The sequence below is a fragment of the Enterobacter sp. 6722112 genome (genome assembly GCF_058661685.1).
The window spans coordinates 707,957-724,970 of sequence record NZ_JBZWGR010000007.1; the positions used below are offsets into that span (position 1 = coordinate 707,957).

At 56.3% G+C, this 17,014-nt stretch carries 16 protein-coding genes and 1 tRNA gene; 12 read left to right on the top strand and 5 right to left on the bottom strand.

All coding sequences use genetic code 11. From position 1 onward, the window contains the following. Nucleotides 1–61: 61 nt before the first annotated feature. Complete coding sequence (gloB, locus tag AC4OVU_RS04905; RefSeq protein ID WP_491928633.1) at nt 62–820, bottom strand: hydroxyacylglutathione hydrolase; 759 nt, start codon at nt 818–820, stop codon at nt 62–64. A 32-nt stretch (nt 821–852) separates the two neighbouring features. On the opposite strand from gloB, the gene AC4OVU_RS04910 reads away from it, so the two are divergent. Then, complete coding sequence (locus tag AC4OVU_RS04910; RefSeq protein ID WP_017383714.1) at nt 853–1,569, top strand: class I SAM-dependent methyltransferase; 717 nt, start codon at nt 853–855, stop codon at nt 1,567–1,569. Here AC4OVU_RS04910 and rnhA read toward each other — a convergent pair whose 3' ends face one another. Then, the gene (gene rnhA / locus AC4OVU_RS04915; RefSeq protein WP_160840538.1) at nt 1,570–2,148 is read right to left on the bottom strand and encodes a ribonuclease HI; all 579 of its coding nucleotides are present in this window, start codon (nt 2,146–2,148) and stop codon (nt 1,570–1,572) included. On the opposite strand from rnhA, the gene dnaQ reads away from it, so the two are divergent. From dnaQ to AC4OVU_RS04960, 9 genes are all read left to right on the top strand, one after another. Continuing rightward, nucleotides 2,102–2,833: a DNA polymerase III subunit epsilon gene (dnaQ, locus tag AC4OVU_RS04920; RefSeq protein WP_003863237.1), complete on the top strand. Its 732-nt coding sequence runs from the start codon at nt 2,102–2,104 to the stop codon at nt 2,831–2,833. The genes rnhA and dnaQ overlap by 47 nt on opposite strands. A 132-nt stretch (nt 2,834–2,965) precedes the next feature. Beyond that, nucleotides 2,966–3,042: transfer RNA gene (locus tag AC4OVU_RS04925), tRNA-Asp, on the top strand. Nucleotides 3,043–3,429: 387 nt separating this feature from the next. Next, on the top strand, nt 3,430–4,149 hold the full coding sequence (locus tag AC4OVU_RS04930) for a FadR/GntR family transcriptional regulator (protein ID WP_015571386.1): 720 nt from the start codon (nt 3,430–3,432) through the stop codon (nt 4,147–4,149). Next, the gene (locus AC4OVU_RS04935) at nt 4,146–5,159 is read left to right on the top strand and encodes an ABC transporter ATP-binding protein (RefSeq protein ID WP_015571385.1); all 1,014 of its coding nucleotides are present in this window, start codon (nt 4,146–4,148) and stop codon (nt 5,157–5,159) included. Before AC4OVU_RS04930 ends, AC4OVU_RS04935 begins: the two co-directional genes overlap by 4 nt. Next, nucleotides 5,156–6,238, top strand: coding sequence for an ABC transporter ATP-binding protein (locus tag AC4OVU_RS04940; protein ID WP_015571384.1), 1,083 nt, complete (start codon nt 5,156–5,158; stop codon nt 6,236–6,238). Before AC4OVU_RS04935 ends, AC4OVU_RS04940 begins: the two co-directional genes overlap by 4 nt. Nucleotides 6,239–6,240: 2 nt before the next feature. Beyond that, nucleotides 6,241–7,755, top strand: coding sequence for an ABC transporter substrate-binding protein (locus AC4OVU_RS04945; RefSeq protein WP_026094397.1), 1,515 nt, complete (start codon nt 6,241–6,243; stop codon nt 7,753–7,755). 18 nt (nt 7,756–7,773) lie between these two features. Next, nucleotides 7,774–8,715, top strand: a complete 942-nt coding sequence (locus tag AC4OVU_RS04950) for an ABC transporter permease (protein ID WP_110292670.1) — start codon at nt 7,774–7,776, stop codon at nt 8,713–8,715. Nucleotides 8,716–8,717: 2 nt separating this feature from the next. Continuing rightward, nucleotides 8,718–9,593 (top strand): ABC transporter permease, encoded by an 876-nt coding sequence (locus tag AC4OVU_RS04955; RefSeq protein WP_015571381.1) that lies wholly within the window; start codon nt 8,718–8,720, stop codon nt 9,591–9,593. A gap of 9 nt (nt 9,594–9,602) precedes the next feature. After that, nucleotides 9,603–11,204: a gamma-glutamyltransferase family protein gene (locus tag AC4OVU_RS04960; protein WP_110292671.1), complete on the top strand. Its 1,602-nt coding sequence runs from the start codon at nt 9,603–9,605 to the stop codon at nt 11,202–11,204. Between the two features lie 85 nt (nt 11,205–11,289). On the opposite strand, the gene AC4OVU_RS04965 is transcribed toward AC4OVU_RS04960, so the two are convergent. Together AC4OVU_RS04965 and fadE are read right to left on the bottom strand one after the other, a co-directional pair. Beyond that, the gene (locus AC4OVU_RS04965) at nt 11,290–12,060 is read right to left on the bottom strand and encodes an amidohydrolase (protein ID WP_017383119.1); all 771 of its coding nucleotides are present in this window, start codon (nt 12,058–12,060) and stop codon (nt 11,290–11,292) included. Between the two features lie 107 nt (nt 12,061–12,167). Next, nucleotides 12,168–14,612 carry an acyl-CoA dehydrogenase FadE gene (fadE, locus tag AC4OVU_RS04970; protein ID WP_015571378.1) on the bottom strand — a complete coding sequence of 815 codons (2,445 nt, stop codon included), beginning with the start codon at nt 14,610–14,612 and terminating at the stop codon, nt 12,168–12,170. A 239-nt stretch (nt 14,613–14,851) separates the two neighbouring features. Here fadE and lpcA point away from each other — a divergent pair, with 239 nt between their 5' ends. Continuing rightward, nucleotides 14,852–15,430, top strand: coding sequence for a D-sedoheptulose 7-phosphate isomerase (lpcA, locus tag AC4OVU_RS04975; RefSeq protein ID WP_003863232.1), 579 nt, complete (start codon nt 14,852–14,854; stop codon nt 15,428–15,430). A gap of 48 nt (nt 15,431–15,478) precedes the next feature. After that, the gene (locus tag AC4OVU_RS04980; protein WP_017383120.1) at nt 15,479–16,246 is read left to right on the top strand and encodes a class II glutamine amidotransferase; all 768 of its coding nucleotides are present in this window, start codon (nt 15,479–15,481) and stop codon (nt 16,244–16,246) included. Here AC4OVU_RS04980 and dpaA read toward each other — a convergent pair. Further along, a complete protein-coding gene (gene dpaA / locus AC4OVU_RS04985; RefSeq protein ID WP_006810008.1) occupies nt 16,217–16,957 on the bottom strand; it encodes a peptidoglycan meso-diaminopimelic acid protein amidase in 741 nt (246 codons plus the stop codon). The genes AC4OVU_RS04980 and dpaA overlap by 30 nt on opposite strands. Nucleotides 16,958–17,014: the final 57 nt, after the last annotated feature.

The window sequence follows — 17,014 nt, forward strand, 5'->3', positions numbered from 1 at the left end:
TCAATAGTTGCTTAAAAGACGAGCGATGATAACGGCGAAATTTTGAAAAGGCAACCCGCAATTATCTGAAGTTATCTTTCTTTGACCTTAACCATGCAAATCGCGCTTCAGGTTGTAACAAATTTGTTTCTTTATTAATTTTATTAATTAAATCAACATCATCAGTTCTTAAAAATAAATTTATTTGTCGCTCATTTTTCAGAATTACGGGGAGTGTTTTTTGGTTTTTTGCACGTAACTCCTTCACTTTCTGGTAATAATCCTGAATCGCCCGATCCTCAGGCAGCACGCTTGCAGCAAACTTCATATTCCCTAATGTATACTCATGTGCGCAACAAATTACGGTTTCGGCTGGCAGCGCATTAATTTTTTGTAAAGATTGATACATCTGTTCTGGCGTGCCTTCAAACAGCCTTCCACAGCCGCCAGAAAACAGCGTGTCGCCACAAAACAGATAAGGTTTGCTGTAGAAACAGAGATGCCCGGAAGTGTGACCTGGCGTAGCAAATACGGAAAACTCCCACCCGAGGATGAGGATACTTTCGCCTTCTTCGACAACTTGCGTTGTACCCTTATCCTGTGTCTCTGCTGGTCCGTAGACGGGTAGATGGGGATAGCGTGCAAGGAGATCGGGAACACCGCCGACATGATCGTGATGGTGATGGGTAAGAAGGATCGCCTCCGGCTGCCAGCCGTTTTCTTTAATCGCGTGCAGGATCGGTGCGGATTCGCCTGGATCAACAATGATGCATCTGCGATCGTCGTCGACTAAAACCCAGATGTAATTGTCCTGAAAGGCGGAAATACTGATAAGATTCATGCATTACCTCTTATAGCGTGGCGGGTGTTTTGATGAAACCGGCAAGGATACCTCAGACTGTCGCACCACCGGAACGTTGGGCAGAGTTGCCCTGGGGTGAATATTATCGCGAGGCCTTAGAACTTCAGCTTAAACCCTGGCTCGCGAAAATGTATGGTTTTCACCTGCTTAAGATTGGCAATCTGAGCGCAGAAATCAATACCGAAAGCTGCGCTATCTCGCATCAGGTCAGCGTATCGCTTAATGGCTCCCCGGTTCAGGTGAAAGCGGATCCGCTGCATTTGCCGTTTGCGGAAAAATCCATTGATGCCTGTCTGCTCGCCCACACGCTGCCCTGGTGTAGCGATCCCCATCGTCTGCTGCGGGAAGCCGACCGCGTTTTGATTGATGACGGCTGGCTGATCCTGAGCGGTTTTAATCCGCTGAGTCTGATGGGGCTACGTAAACTGACGCCCGTTCTGCGTCGCACGCCGCCTTATAACAGCAGGATGTTTACCATGATGCGCCAGCTGGACTGGCTTTCACTGTTAAATTTCGAAGTGCTAAGCTACGGGGGTTTTCAGGTCATCCCCTGGACGCGTAAAGGCGGGGTCTTATTAAGCACCCATTTACCCGCGCTGGGCTGCATGCAATTTATTGTCGCGCGTAAGAGGACGATCCCCCTTACGCTCAACCCGATGAAGCAAAGCAAATCAAAAACGCGGATCCGCCAGACCGTGGGGGCCACGCGGCAGTACAAAAAACCGTGATCAGGATTCAGGTTGATAACCTGCATCCTCATGGGTCGGGTTGGATGCCGCCGCGCGAGCCAGCTCGTCACAGCGTTCGTTTTCAGGATGACCGGCGTGCCCCTTTACCCACTCCCATTTGATTTCGTGCTGACCGAGGGCGGCATCAAGACGCTTCCAGAGATCGACATTCTTGACGGGTTTTTTCTCTGCCGTTTTCCAGCCCCGCTTTTTCCAGTTGTGGATCCATTGGGTAATGCCCTGGCGGACATACTGGCTGTCGGTACTCAGCACCACGTCACAATGTTCTTTTAACGCTTCCAGCGCCACGATGGCCGCCATCAACTCCATGCGGTTGTTGGTGGTCAGGAAATAGCCTTCACTAAATGTTTTTTCATGCTGACGATAGCGCATAATGGCGCCATAGCCGCCGGGCCCTGGGTTACCGAGACAAGATCCATCGGTGAAAATTTCTACCTGTTTACGCATCTCTGGTAGACTTCCTGTATTTGAAACGTTCAGTAAAACGATAAGTCTGACATAAATGACCGCTATGAGCACTGCAATTACTCGCCAGATTGTTCTTGATACCGAAACCACCGGTATGAACCAGATTGGCGCCCACTACGAAGGGCACAAAATCATTGAGATTGGTGCCGTTGAAGTGGTGAACCGTCGCCTTACGGGCAACAACTTCCACGTTTACCTTAAACCCGATCGGCTGGTGGACCCGGAAGCGTTCGGCGTTCACGGAATTGCCGATGAGTTTTTGCTGGATAAGCCCACCTTTGCCGACGTCGCAGATGAATTTCTCGACTACATCAGAGGTGCGGAACTTGTCATTCATAACGCGTCGTTCGATATCGGCTTTATGGACTATGAGTTCAGCAAGCTCAACCGTGATATTCCGAAGACGAATACGTTCTGTAAAGTCACGGATAGCCTGGCGCTGGCAAGGAAGATGTTCCCCGGCAAGCGTAACAGCCTTGATGCCCTGTGCTCTCGCTATGAGATAGACAACACCAAGCGAACGCTGCACGGCGCGTTGCTCGATGCCCAGATCCTGGCCGATGTCTACCTGACCATGACCGGCGGGCAAACGTCGATGAAATTCAGTATGGAAAATGAATCCCAGCAGACGCGGGATGAAGGGGGAATTCAGCGTATTGTGCGTCAGGCGAATCGCCTGCGGGTTGTTTTAGCCAGTGATGAAGAACTGATGAACCATGAATCTCGTCTCGATTTAGTGCAGAAGAAGGGCGGAAGCTGTCTGTGGCGCACGTGAAAATGTGCCGAAACGTTTGTTAAATCACCGTTTGGGTGAATTTTGCAGCAAACGATTCAAAACCTGAGAAAAAGCGTTGACGAGTTCAGAGGCAAACCGTAATATTCGCCTCGTTCCCCAAACGGGAACAGTGGAGCGGTAGTTCAGTCGGTTAGAATACCTGCCTGTCACGCAGGGGGTCGCGGGTTCGAGTCCCGTCCGTTCCGCCACTATTCAGAAAGCCTGAGTCAGAAATGATTCAGGCTTTCGTCGTTTTATAGTCCCTCGAATATTGTTTATTCCTCTTTTTATTTTCATTAACAAAAAGTTAATAAGTACGGTGCATTTTATTAACAAATGCACGATTTTAGTGCATTATTTGCACTGTTTTTGTGCGTTTTTTGCTCACCCTTACCTTCGCGCCCATCTTCTTATGTAATAATTATGTAAAATAATTGGTAGGAAATCATTCGGTTACCGATCATTTTTCAGAAAATTAACGAACCAATACGCTATTGGTTCGTTAATTGCTTAATCACTAGCACGTTAAGTTCTGCGTCATATCAATAACTTATTATTAATAAAAATAAAGCAATGATGAAAGCGAGCGAACCAATATGGAAAAGCCTTCACGGTTTTTAGCTAATTCCAGTACCGCGCTTGAGCAGCTGCGCGGGCTTATCAACCAGCACGAGTCAACACCAGGCATTCCGCTGCCCACTGAACGTGAGCTGTCGGACACTCTCGGCGTAGGCCGACGTGAAGTGCGTCGCGCGCTGGACGTGCTGGAAGAGGAAGGGCGTATCTGGCGCAAGCAGGGCAAGGGTACCTTCATTGGTCCATCTGCCCCGGTTGAGCCGTTGGCGCTTCAGGGATTGGTTCAGCAAACCAACCTGCTGGAAGTCATGGAAGCTCGACTACAGCTCGAACCCGGCTTAGCCCGACTTGCGGCACTGCGTGCCACCAGGGAAAACCTCGCGCTCATGCAGCGTATGCTGGAACGCATTAATAAGGTCAGCCCGGATGACCGCGATCTCAACGAACTGTGGGATAGCGCCTTCCACCGCGCCATTGCGGAGGCAGCAGGTAACCGCCTGATGCTTGGGCTTTTTGATGCGATAGATGCCGTCCGCCGGGAGCCTGGCTGGCAGCATTTACGCGAACTTGCCCGCACCCCTGAACGTGTCGATAGCTACAACGACCACCATCACAAAATCATGTCAGCGATTATTCATCGCCAGCCTAACGAAGCAGCTGCCGCCATGCGCGAACACCTGCTCAGCCTGCAAACCGCCCTGATTCAGGCTATTCACCTTGAGGACGATTCCACGCTATGACGACGATACCCTTTAAGGACTCCACGCCCGTACTGCGGCTGCAAAACCTCAACGTTAAATTCGCGGGCTCGCCGGTGAGCGTGCTCGACGATATCTCGCTGACGGTCAGGGCGGGAGAAACGCTGGCGCTGGTAGGCGAGTCCGGCTGCGGTAAAAGCATCACTTCCCTGGCGCTGATGGGGTTATTACCTGCCAGCGCCCGGATCGTCAGCGGGGAGATGAATTTCCGCCGCCAGGATCTGCGCAAGCTCTCGCCGCGGGAGTATGCCGATCTGCGCGGCAGCGAGCTGGCGATGATATTCCAGGAGCCCATGACCTCGCTCAACCCGGCCTTCACGCTTGGCGATCAGCTCAGTGAAGCGGTGATGCGCCATCAAACGATCTCCCGGGCTGAGGCGATGACGGTTGCGCTACAGATCCTGGAGAAGGTGCAGATCCCGGCAGCAGAGATGCGCCTTAAGGCTTACCCGCATCAGCTTTCCGGCGGTATGCGCCAGCGCGTGATGATTGCGATGGCGCTGATAAACCATCCCAAACTACTCATTGCTGACGAACCCACTACCGCTCTGGACGTGACCATTCAGGCGCAAATTCTCTCCCTGCTCAATACTTTAAAAGAAGAAACGGGCACGGCGGTGCTGATGATCACCCACGATTTAGGCGTGGTGGCTGAAGTCGCGCAGCAGGTGGCGGTGATGTATGCCGGACAGGTAGTGGAGCAGGGGAGTGTTGAAGCCCTGTTTGCCGATCCGCAGCACCCCTATACCATTGGCCTTATGGGTTCCCTTCCTTCTATGGGTGCGCGTAAAGGCCAGCTATCAACTATTCCCGGATCGGTCCCGCTGCCGGAATCCATGCCTCAAGGCTGCCGCTTTGCCACCCGATGTCCCTTCGCGCAGACGCGCTGTCATGCTGAAAAACCACCGCTCACTACGCTTGGTACGGGCCATCAGGTTGCCTGCTTCCGCGTGCCGCTCGAACACCACATTGCCCTGGGAGAGACCGCATGACCATGCCCATTCTTGAAGCCCGCGATCTGAGCAAGCTTTTCCCCGGCCCGAAAAAACTGTTTACGCCGGCCCGCTTTGTCACCGCTGTCGACCGAGTTTCGATGTCGGTGATGCCTGGCGAAACGCTGGCAATTGTCGGCGAGTCGGGTTCCGGGAAATCCACCCTTGGTCGTCTGCTGCTGCGCCTGCTGGGCGCCAGCGAAGGGCGGGTATTTTATCAGGGTGAGGAGATCACCCACGCCTCGGGCGCCCGTCTGAACCAGCTCCGGCGTGAGCTACAGATCATCTTTCAGGATCCCTTCGCTTCGCTGAACCCGCGCATGACGGTGGAGCAAATTGTCGGTGAGCCGCTGTGGCTGCACCAGAACATGAAAAAAACGGATCGCCAGTACCGCGTCTCCGAGCTACTCAGGACGGTCGGCTTGCCCTCAGCCTGGGCCGGGCGTTATCCACACGAATTTTCCGGCGGGCAGCGTCAGCGTATCGGCATTGCGCGCGCGCTGGCGTCAGGCCCAAAGCTGCTGCTGGGTGATGAGCCGGTTTCTGCGCTGGACGTTTCCGTTCAGGCACAGGTGGTTAATTTACTGGAAAGCCTGAAGCACCAGTTGGGGCTAACGATGGTGATCGTCGCCCACGGGCTGGCGGTTATCCGTCATATGAGCGACCGCGTGGCGGTAATGTATCTTGGGCAAATCGTCGAGCTGGCCACCGTCGACGACATCTTCGACGCACCGTTGCATCCTTATACCCAGGCGTTGATTGCCTCAGCGCCGCAAATGCAGCCAGGCGTAGCGCGGGATACGCCGCTGTTGCAGGGTGATTTACCGAACCCGGCTAACCCGCCGTCCGGCTGCCGTTTCCACACCCGTTGCCCCTACGTTACAGATGAATGCCGCCAGATCGAGCCGATTAATCAGGTGCTCGACGGCGGACGTCAGGTTGCTTGCCATCGCTGGCAGGAGATCAATCGCGATCGCAGCGTTATCCAGATCGCACCGCCATCCGCCGCTTTTCTGCGCCGCCGCGCGCTGTTTGAACACGCGGCCACTCACTCCTCCCTTCCTTCAAGGAACTCATGATAATGACAATGCGTAATTCTCTTTTGACCGTACTGGGAAGTGTTATGTTGCTTGGCGCGGCGCTGCCCGCCCATTCTGAAAGCGTGCTGCGGATCGGCCTGGGGGCCGACCCGGATATGCTCGACCCGCATCTGGCGCGCACCTACTATGGCCGTTTCGTGTTTGCCTCCCTGTGCGACAGGCTGGTGGACGTCGACGAGCACCTGAAAGTGGTGCCGGGTCTGGCAAAATCCTGGGCCTGGAGCGAAGATGGCAAAACGCTGACTATGGATCTACGCGAAGGTGTGACCTTCCACGACGGTGAAAAATTTGATGCCGCTGCGGCAAAATACAACCTCGACCGCGCCCTGACCCTCAAAGGCTCCCTGCGTAAAAGCGAGATCTCATCCGTTGAATCGGTCGAGGTCACCGGCCCGATGCAGATTGCGCTGCACCTGAAAACACCGGATGCCGCGCTGCTAATGCAGCTCACCGACCGCGCGGGCGCGATGATGGCACCCGATGCGGCGAAAAAGCCTGACTTTGCCGCCCATCCCGTCTGCTCCGGTCCATACAAATTCGACAGCCGCGTGTCGCAGGACCGCATCGTTCTGACCCGCTTCGACAACTACTGGAACAAAGACGCCTATCACTTCGACAAAATCATCTATCTGCCGATCCCGGATGCCTCCGTGCGTCTCGCGAACCTGCGCGCGGGCGATCTCGACCTGACCGAAGGCATTGCCGCCAGCGACGTCAAAACCGTCGAAGCCGACAGCAAGCTGGCGCTGGCGAAGGTCACCGGTCTGGGGTATCAGGGGATCACCTTCAATATTAACAACGGCAAGGTGCCGGCCAACGATCCGTTCAAAGATGCCCGCGTGCGCGAGGCGTTTTCTCAGGCAATCGATCGCGATGCGTTAAACCAGGTGGTCTTTGAAGGGCTCTACACCCCGGCAAATCAGGCGTTTTCACCGGTCAGCCCGTACCACGTTAACCTGCCGGTCCCGCCGCGCGACGTCGATAAAGCCAAAGCGCTGCTGAAAGCCGCCGGTGTGACCACGCCGCTGAGCGTCAATCTGCTGGTGCCAAACAACCCAACCTCGCAGCAGGTGGGACAGGTATTGCAGGCGATGGTGGCAGAGGCGGGCTTTAACCTGAACCTGCAAATGACCGAGTTCGCCACGCTGCTGGATCGCCAGCAGAGCGGTGACTACCAGTTGAGCTTCTCCGGCTGGTCGGGGCGCCCGGATCCGGATGGCAGCATTTACGGCTTTATCAACAGTAAAGGCACCCTGAACGACGGCCGATACAGCAACACGCAGATCGATGAATGGCTGACTCAGGCGCGTCAGAGCACCGACCAGGCCGTACGCCAGCCGCTGTACGACAAGGTGGTGAAGCAGCTCCAGACCGACATGCCGATTGCCTACCTCTACTTCGAGCCGCGCATTTTTGGCCTGAACAAAAGCGTGCAGGGCTTTAAGCCGTACCCGGACGGCATCGTGCGTCTGGCCGGTTTGACGCTGGCAAAATAAACGTCCTGAGGAGAACCCATGCTGGAACTGATTTGCAAACGTCTGCTGCTGGCCGTCCCGACGCTATTGCTGGTGAGCATGATGGTGTTCGGGCTGCAAAAGCTGCTGCCCGGCGACCCGCTGATCGCCATGGCCGGGGAGGAGCGCGATCCGGCGGTCATTGCCCAACTGCGTGCTGAGCTTAATCTGGATGCGCCGATCCCCGTGCAGTATTTCCATTGGCTGACGCGCGCGCTGCAGGGCGAGCTGGGCGTCTCCTTGCGCACGCATGAACCGGTCACGCAGCTGATTGCCAGCAAGCTGCCGGTCACGCTGGAGCTCTCTCTGCTGGCGATGATCATCGCGCTGGTGTTTGGCATCAGCATGGGGATCCTTGCGGCGGTGAATAAAAACAGCTGGGTCGATCACGGGGCGAACTTTGTGGCGATCTCGGGGATATCAATTCCGCACTTCTGGCTGGGGATCCTGCTGATTCTGGTCTTTTCGGTGAACTTGCAATGGTTACCTGCGTCCGGTTATGTGCCATTCAGTGAAGATCCGATCCAGAACCTGCGCACGCTGCTGCTACCCGCGTCCGTGCTCGGAACCGGACTGGCGGCGACGCTGATGCGCCATACCCGTGCGTCGATGATTGCAGTGCTGAAAGCGGATTACATCCGCACCGCGCGCGCTAAGGGGCTGCTGCCGAAAGCAGTGATCCTGAAGCACGCCTTTCGCAACGCGCTGGTGCCTGTAATCACCCTCACCACGCTTCTGTTCGGCGAGCTACTGGGCGGCGCGGTGCTGACCGAGCAGGTCTTCACCATTCCGGGCTTTGGCAAAATGATCGTCGACTCGGTGTTCAATCGTGACTATGCGGTGGTGCAGGGCGTGGTGCTGATCGTGGCGATCGGCTTCCTGATGCTCAATCTGCTGGCCGACGTGCTCTACGTCCTTATCAACCCGAAAATGCGAGGTTAACCATGGCGGAACTGACGACGCAAACCGTTGCCCCCACGCTGCCGCGCGCGCAGAACCGGGTGCTGAAGAAATTTCTCGGCAATAAAAGCGCGGTGATTGGCGCACTTGTGGTGGGCTTTTTTGTCCTGGTGGCGCTGCTGGCGCCGTGGATCGCCCCCTTCGACCCGGTCAAAGCCAACTTCCTGGCGGTGCGCAAAGCGCCGTCGGCGATGTACTGGTTCGGCACCGACGAGCTGGGGCGTGACATCTTATCCCGCATTATTTGGGGGGCGCGCACCTCGCTGATGGCGGGCTGTATGTCGGTCATTATTGCCGTGGTCATCGGCGTGCCGCTGGGGCTGGTGGCGGGCTACTTCCAGAAGATGTGGGACGGCGTGATCTCGCGCTTTATTGAGGCCTTGCTGGCCTGTCCGTTCCTGATCATGGCGATCGCGCTGGGGGCATTTTTGGGCCCAAGCCTGACGAATGCGATGATCGCCATTGGTCTCTCGGCAATGCCGATTTTCGCCCGGCTGACGCGCGGCCAGGTGATCGCCATTCGCAACGAAGAGTATATCGACGGCGCGCGGGCGATTGGCCTGCCGGATCGCTGGATCATCATTAAATACGTCCTGCCAAACGTGATGTCGCCGATCCTCGTGCAGGCCACGCTGGCGATCGCCTCGGCGATTATCGCCGAAGCCAGCCTGTCGTTTTTGGGGCTGGGACAGCAGCCGCCAAATCCGTCTTGGGGCTCCATGCTCAACACCGCGAAAGGGTTTCTGGAGCAGGCTCCGTGGATGTCCGTTTTCCCCGGCGTGGCGATTTTCCTTGCCGTGCAGGGCTTTAATCTACTCGGCGACGGGCTGCGCGATGCGCTCGATCCGCGCCACGACTAAGGAGTCATGATGACCAAAACGCTTGATTTTACGTCCGGTTACGATTCACGCCGTCCGCCGATGCTGGGCCATAACGCGGTTGCCACGTCGCAGCCGCTGGCGGCGCAGGCGGGGATGAAGATGCTGCAACTGGGCGGCAATGCCGTCGATGCAGCCATTGCCACCGCGATGGCGCTGACGGTGGTTGAGCCGACCGGCAACGGGATCGGCAGCGACGCCTTTGCCATCGTCTGGGACGGTGAAAAGCTTCACGGCCTCAACGCATCAGGCCGCTCGCCGGCCAGCTGGCATGCGGATCTGTTTGCCGGAAAAAGCGCAGTGCCGGAAATTGGCTGGGACGCGGTGACCGTGCCGGGAGCGGTATCCGGCTGGGTCGCGCTGGCGGAGCGCTTCGGCACGCTGCCGCTGACCACGCTGGCGCAGCCTGCCATTGACTACGCGCGCAACGGCTTTCCCGTCTCGCCGCTGATTGGTCATCTCTGGCAGCGAGGCTATAGCAAGCTGAAAGATCAGCCGGGCTTCAGCGCCTGCTTCGCGCCGGAAGGCCGCGCCCCGCGCGTGGGGGAAATCTTCCGTAACCCGGCGCAGGCCAGCTCGCTGGAGCTGATTGCCAAAACTAACGGTGACGCGTTTTACCGCGGCGAGCTGGCGCAGAAAATTGCTGCTTTTGCCAAAGAACACGGTGCGCATCTGACGGCAGAGGATCTGGCAAACCATCGCGTGGACTGGGTAGACCTGCTGTCGCGCGACTTCGCGGGCGGTTCGGTGCAGGAGCTGCCGCCTAACGGTCAGGGGATCGCCACGCTGATTGCGCTCGGCATTCTTGAGCAGTGCGGCATTGAGAAGCACCACCCGGACTCCGTGCAGTCTCTGCACCTCTCCATTGAGGCAATGAAGCTGGCGCTGGCGGATCTCGACCGCTACGTTGCGGATGAAGAACATATGGCGTTCGCGGCGAAAGAACTGCTGAGCGACCATTACCTGAAGTCGCGCGCCGCGCTTATCAACCACGATAGCGCCTCTGATTTTGTGTACGGATCGCCGACGCAGAGCGGGACGGTTTACGTCAGCACCGCGGATGCGAGTGGGATGATGGTCTCGTTTATTCAGTCCAACTATATGGGATTCGGTTCAGGGATCGTGGTGCCGGATACCGGGATCAGCCTGCAAAACCGGGGCTGCGGCTTTGTGCTGGATCCTGCGCACCCGAACGCGCTGGCGGGCAGCAAGCGCCCGTTCCACACCATCATTCCGGGATTTGCGATGGACGGCAACGGCAAGCCGCTGATGTCCTTCGGCGTGATGGGCGGCCCGATGCAGGCGCAGGGGCACATGCAGTTGGCGCTGCGCATTATGCTGCACGGGCAAAACCCGCAGGCGGCAATCGATGCACCGCGCTGGCGCGTGGTGCAGGGCAGGGAGGTGATCGTCGAATCAACGTTCGATCGCAATACTATCGCGGCGCTGCGCGAGCGCGGGCATCAGATCGTGGTGGAAGATCCGCTTCAGGATTATAACTTCGGCGGTGCGCAGGTGATTTACCGTATGCCGGAAGGGCACTACGTGGCCGCGACGGAAAGCCGCAAAGACGGGCAGGCGCTGGTGAGTTAATTAACGCCCGGTGGCGCTGCGCTTACCGTGCCTACGCTGTGCTTTTTGTAGGCCGGGTAAGGCGCAGCCGTCACCCGGCTTTTTTTCAACCAATGCTAAACGGATCTGCATCCTGCCAGGCCGGAAACTTCTCCCGATACTCCTTTAACGCCGTTAACGAGATCTCAGCGTCAATTCGTGTTGCCTGATGCGGCTCGGCGGTGGCAATAATCTCACCCTGCGGACTGATCACCCGGCTGTCACCGCGATAGTGATGCCCGTTGCCGTCCGTTCCCACGCGGTTACAGCCAACGACATAAGCCTGATTTTCAATCGCGCGCGCGGTCAGTAAAGCCTGCCAGTGCAGGGAGCGTGGGGCGGGCCAGTTGGCGACGTACAACGCCAGGTCATAATCGTTGCGGTTGCGCGACCACACCGGGAAGCGCAGGTCATAGCAGACCAGCGGCAGAATACGCCAGCCGCGCCATTCAAATACCACGCGTTCGCTTCCGGCTTCATAATGTTGATGTTCATCCGCCATGCGGAACAGGTGGCGCTTATCGTAGAAATGGACTTTTCCTTCCGGCTCGACCAGCAGGAAGCGGTTGACCGGTCCGCGCCCGGTCTGGAGTGCGACGCTACCGGCAATCAACGCATTTGTTTCCTGCGCCCTGGCGTGCATCCAGGCCACCACCTCGTCCTGCGGCATGGACTGTTTTGCTGCCTCCATCGCGAAACCTGTGGTAAACATCTCCGGCAGGACAATCACATCGCGTCCGGTAATCTCTTCCAGCTGGCGATCAAAATGGCGAAGGTTGGCGGGGCCGTCCATCCACACTAAAGGTTGCTGCAAAACAGAAATCTTTAAACCAGGCACGATACAGGCTCCTTAATAAACACTTTTTGACACTGTAGCACGTCATTACCAGAAAATGTGGCAATAAAAAACCCCGCGCGGGGCGGGGTTTGTGGGAGCAAAAGGCCTTATGCCGCTTCAGGTTTGCGGTGTTTCTCTGGCAGCTTTACCGGCTGTGTCGCCAGCTCTTCAGGTTCGAAATCATCCACATTAATACTGCGCAGACGGCTCTCTTCGGCTTTCACCAGAATCGCAGCTTCGCTGTTGTCGATGATGCCACCTGCCAGCGCCTGTTTTGCCAGCTCATCCAGTCGTGTAAACGGCAGGTTTTTGCCCAGCTGTTTGCAGATCTTCTGGTGAATCGGGTCGGCGGCCATCACGTCAAGCAGCGCCTCTTCCAGCAAACCTACCGGGTTATGCGGGGTAGGTGCCAGATATTGACCCCGACCAATACGAGAGCGGGTTGCGCTTGGTACCTGGAGGATTTTTGCCACTTTGTGATCCAGCTTGTCGGACGGCGCCAGGTGATGACGACCGGTCGGGAAGATCACCGCGCGCAGGGCACCCGCTACGAAGCGGTTCGGGAAGTTCGCCAGCAGATCGTCAATCGCCTGTTCGGCCTGATACATCGCATCCTGCACGCCCCAGTGCACCAGCGGCAGATCCGCTTCCTGACGGCCTTCATCGTCGTAGCGTTTCAGCACCGCAGAGGCCAGGAAGATCTGGCTCAGCACATCACCCAGACGGGCGGAGATGCGTTCGCGACGCTTCAGGCTACCGCCCAGGACGGCCATTGAGACGTCAGACAGCAGGGCCAGGTTGGCGCTCAGACGGTTCAGATGCTGGTAGTAACGTTTGGTCGCATCGCCGGTTGGCGTCGCGCTGGTCAGCCCGCGCGTCAGGCCCAGCCAGAAGCTGCGCACCTTGTTGCTGCCGACGTGACCGATATGTTTGAACAGCAGTTTGTCGAAGGCATCCACATCATTATTCTGCGCGGCAGCCATCTCTTCCAGCACGTACGGATGGCAACGAATCGCACCCTGGCCGAAGATCATCATGCTGCGGGTCAGGATGTTTGCCCCTTCCACGGTGATGGCAATCGGCGCACCCTGATAGCCGCGCGCCAGGAAGTTGCCTTCGCCGAGCATGATACCTTTACCGCCTGCGATATCCATTGCATCAATAATTGACTGCTGTGCGCGGTGGGTACAGTGATACTTCACAATCGCTGACAGCACGGCGGGTTTTTCACCCAGCATAATGCCGTAGGTAATCAGCGAGGCTGCGGCGTCCATCACATAGGCATTGCCCGCAATACGCGCCAGCGGCTCTTCGATACCTTCCATCTTGCCGATGGAGATTTTGAACTGACGGCGGATATGCGCGTAAGCCCCAATCCCCATCGCCACCGATTTCAGACCGCCTGTTGAGTTCGACGGCAGGGTAATGCCGCGGCCCACAGACAGACATTCCACCAGCATACGCCAGCCCTGCCCGGCCATTTTCGGGCCACCGATGATGTAGTCAATCGGGACAAAGATATCCTGACCGCGGGTAGGACCGTTCTGGAACGGCACGTTCAGCGGGAAGTGACGGCGACCAATTTCAACGCCCGGGGTTGAGGTTGGGATCAGCGCACAGGTAATACCCAGCTCTTCTTCACCGCCCAGCAGTTTTTCCGGGTCAGAGAGTTTGAACGCCAGGCCCAACACCGTGGCGATAGGTGCGAGGGTGATATAACGTTTGTTCCAGGTCAGGCGCATGCCCAGCACCTGCTGGCCCTGCCATTCGCCCATGCAAACCACGCCGGTATCAGGGATTGCGCCGGCATCGGAGCCCGCTTCGGGGCTGGTCAGCGCGAAGCACGGAATTTCCTGACCACGCGCCAGACGCGGCAGGTAGTGATCTTTCTGCTCTTCTGTACCGTAATGCTGTAACAGCTCGCCCGGGCCTAAGGAGTTTGGCACGCCAACGGTGATCGCCAGGATCCCGGAGACACCCGCCAGTTTTTGCAGTACGCGAGCCTGAGCGTAAGCGGAGAATTCCAGACCGCCGTACTCTTTCTTAATGATCATCGCGAAGAAGCGATGCTCTTTCAGGTATGCCCACAGCTCAGGCGGCAGGTCGGCCATTTCGTGAGTGATGGCAAAGTCGTTTGCCATGCGGCACGCTTCTTCTACCGGACCATCAATAAAGGCTTGTTCTTCGGCGGTCAGACGCGGCTGCGGATAGTTGTGAAGCTTTTTCCAGTCCGGGTTGCCCTGGAACAGATCGCCTTCCCACCAGGTCGTACCGGCGTCAATCGCTTCTTTCTCTGTACGCGACATCGGCGGCATCACTTTACGGAATCCCCTGAACACCGGCGCAGAGATCATCGACTTACGCATCGGCGTCAGGTTGAACGGCAGCAAAATGATGGCCAGGGGAACAAGGACCCAGATATTCCACAGGCCAGCGACGCCAAGTGCAGCCGTCCAGGCCAGAAGAATCAGGCTACTCAGGAATAAACTGACACGGTGATAGAACAACACACCGAGCAGCACAACGGTTGCGAAAATGCTCAAAATCATCATAAAGAAAAGCTCCCTTGCTTGTAGGAGGTCTGACCACTTGTGATGATATGGTTGTAGTTGATGTCATTTCCTTTAGCAATGTGTTTACAAAATAATTACAACCTGGTTCACATTGTTCGCGTTTTAGCCGGCACAAAAAATCAAAACGCCGGACGATTCGCATGGCTTTAGCTTCTCGCTTTTACTGCTATCCGGTACACTCCACTGTGTTATTTCATCAATACTGAAGGATTATCCTCATGTACCAGGATCTTATTCGTAACGAACTGAACGAAGCGGCGGAAACGCTGGCGAATTTTCTGAAAGATGATGCCAATATTCACGCTATTCAGCGCGCGGCGGTCCTGCTTGCCGACAGCTTCAAAGCCGGCGGTAAAGTGCTCTCCTGCGGTAACGGCGGTTCCCACTGTGACGCCATGCACTTCGCCGAAGAGCTGACCGGACGCTATCGCGAAAACCGTCCGGGCTACCCGGCGATTGCGATTTCCGACGTGAGCCACATCTCCTGTGTAGGCAACGACTTCGGTTACGACCATATCTTTTCCCGCTACGTTGAAGCCGTAGGCCGTGAAGGCGACGTGCTGCTGGGTATCTCCACGTCCGGTAACTCTGCTAACGTGATCAAAGCGATCGCCGCCGCGCGTGAGAAGGGCATGAAAGTGATCACCCTTACCGGGAAAGATGGCGGTAAGATGGACGGTACAGCGGACATTGAAATCCGTGTACCACACTTCGGTTATGCGGATCGCGTTCAGGAAATTCACATCAAAGTGATCCACATCCTGATCCAACTGATCGAAAAAGAGATGGTTAAGTAAGACTTCGCTGGGGGGCGCCGGTGCCCCCCGCTGTTGTGGAGGTGATCTATGTGCGAACTGCTCGGGATGAGCGCCAATGTGCCAACCGATATCTGCTTTAGTTTTACCGGGCTGGTTCAGCGCGGTGGAGGAACCGGGCCGCATAAAGACGGCTGGGGTATTACCTTCTACGAAGGCAAAGGATGTCGCACGTTTAAAGATCCACAACCCAGCTTTAACTCACCCATTGCCAGACTGGTGCAGGACTATCCTATTAAATCCTGTTCGGTGATCGCCCATATCCGCCAGGCAAATCGCGGCGAAGTGGCGCTGGAAAATACCCATCCGTTTACCCGTGAACTGTGGGGCCGTAACTGGACCTATGCGCACAACGGGCAGCTTTCGGGCTATAAGTCGCTGGAAACCGGCAATTTCCGTCCTGTCGGTGAAACGGACAGCGAAAAAGCATTTTGCTGGCTGCTGCACAAGCTGACCGAGCGCTACCCCCGTACGCCCGGCAACATGACCGCCGTTTTTAAGTACATAGCGTCACTGGCGTCTGAGTTACGCGAGAAGGGCGTCTTTAATATGCTGCTGTCTGACGGGCGCTACGTGATGGCGTTCTGCTCGACGAATCTGTTCTGGATCACCCGACGTGCGCCGTTTGGCGTCGCCACGCTGCTCGATCAGGATGTGGAAATTGATTTTCAGAAGGAGACCACACCGAACGATGTGGTCACTGTCATTGCAACGCAGCCGCTGACCGGCAACGAAACCTGGCAAAAGATTATGCCAGGCGAGTGGGCGCTATTTTGTCTCGGGGACCGCGTAATTTGACGCCAGCTGCGGCTGAACCACTTCATGGCTGAGCGGTTTACTCACCACGTAACGGCCATTGACGATGGACACCACCGGCGGCTTATGGGTCTGCTCGAAGTAGTCATAGCCCGGTTTTAGCTGTTTCCAGAAATCTGTGTAAACAGAGTATTTATGGCGCGCCATGTTCGCATCCGTCATACGGAACGGATAGATGCTGACCTGAACATTCGGCTGGCCGAAGACCAGTGCGCCCGTGACAAACTGGAAGATTTCATCAATGCCGGAATCCGTCATCGCATAACAACCGACAGACACGCAGGCACCGTGAATCATCAGGTATTTCCCTTCGTAACCGTGCGCACGGTCGAAGGCATTGGGGAAACCGATGTTAATCGCTTTATAGAACCGGCTGTCCGGTTTTAGCTGGTTACGCTGAACGTTGTAAAACCCTTCCGGACTTTTGAAGTCACCCTGGCGCTGTTTCGGCCCCAGCCCGCCAGAATAGTTACAGATTTTGTAGCTATCGAGCAGCTGATACGTCTCGCCCATTTTGACAAACAGATCGAGTGTGCGCTCTTCCTTGAAGATTTGAATATAAACCGGGGATCCCATCAACTGCTGTTTATACTCTTTGCTGACCGGCGTCGTTGAACTATTACTGCCAAGCAGCCCGGCAAACGACATGCACGGTATCAGAAGCATCGCAATGAACAATGCGATTTTACGCATACTACTGGTTCCTTGATAAAACAATGACCAACTTGCCAGAACGGCAAAAGACACCCG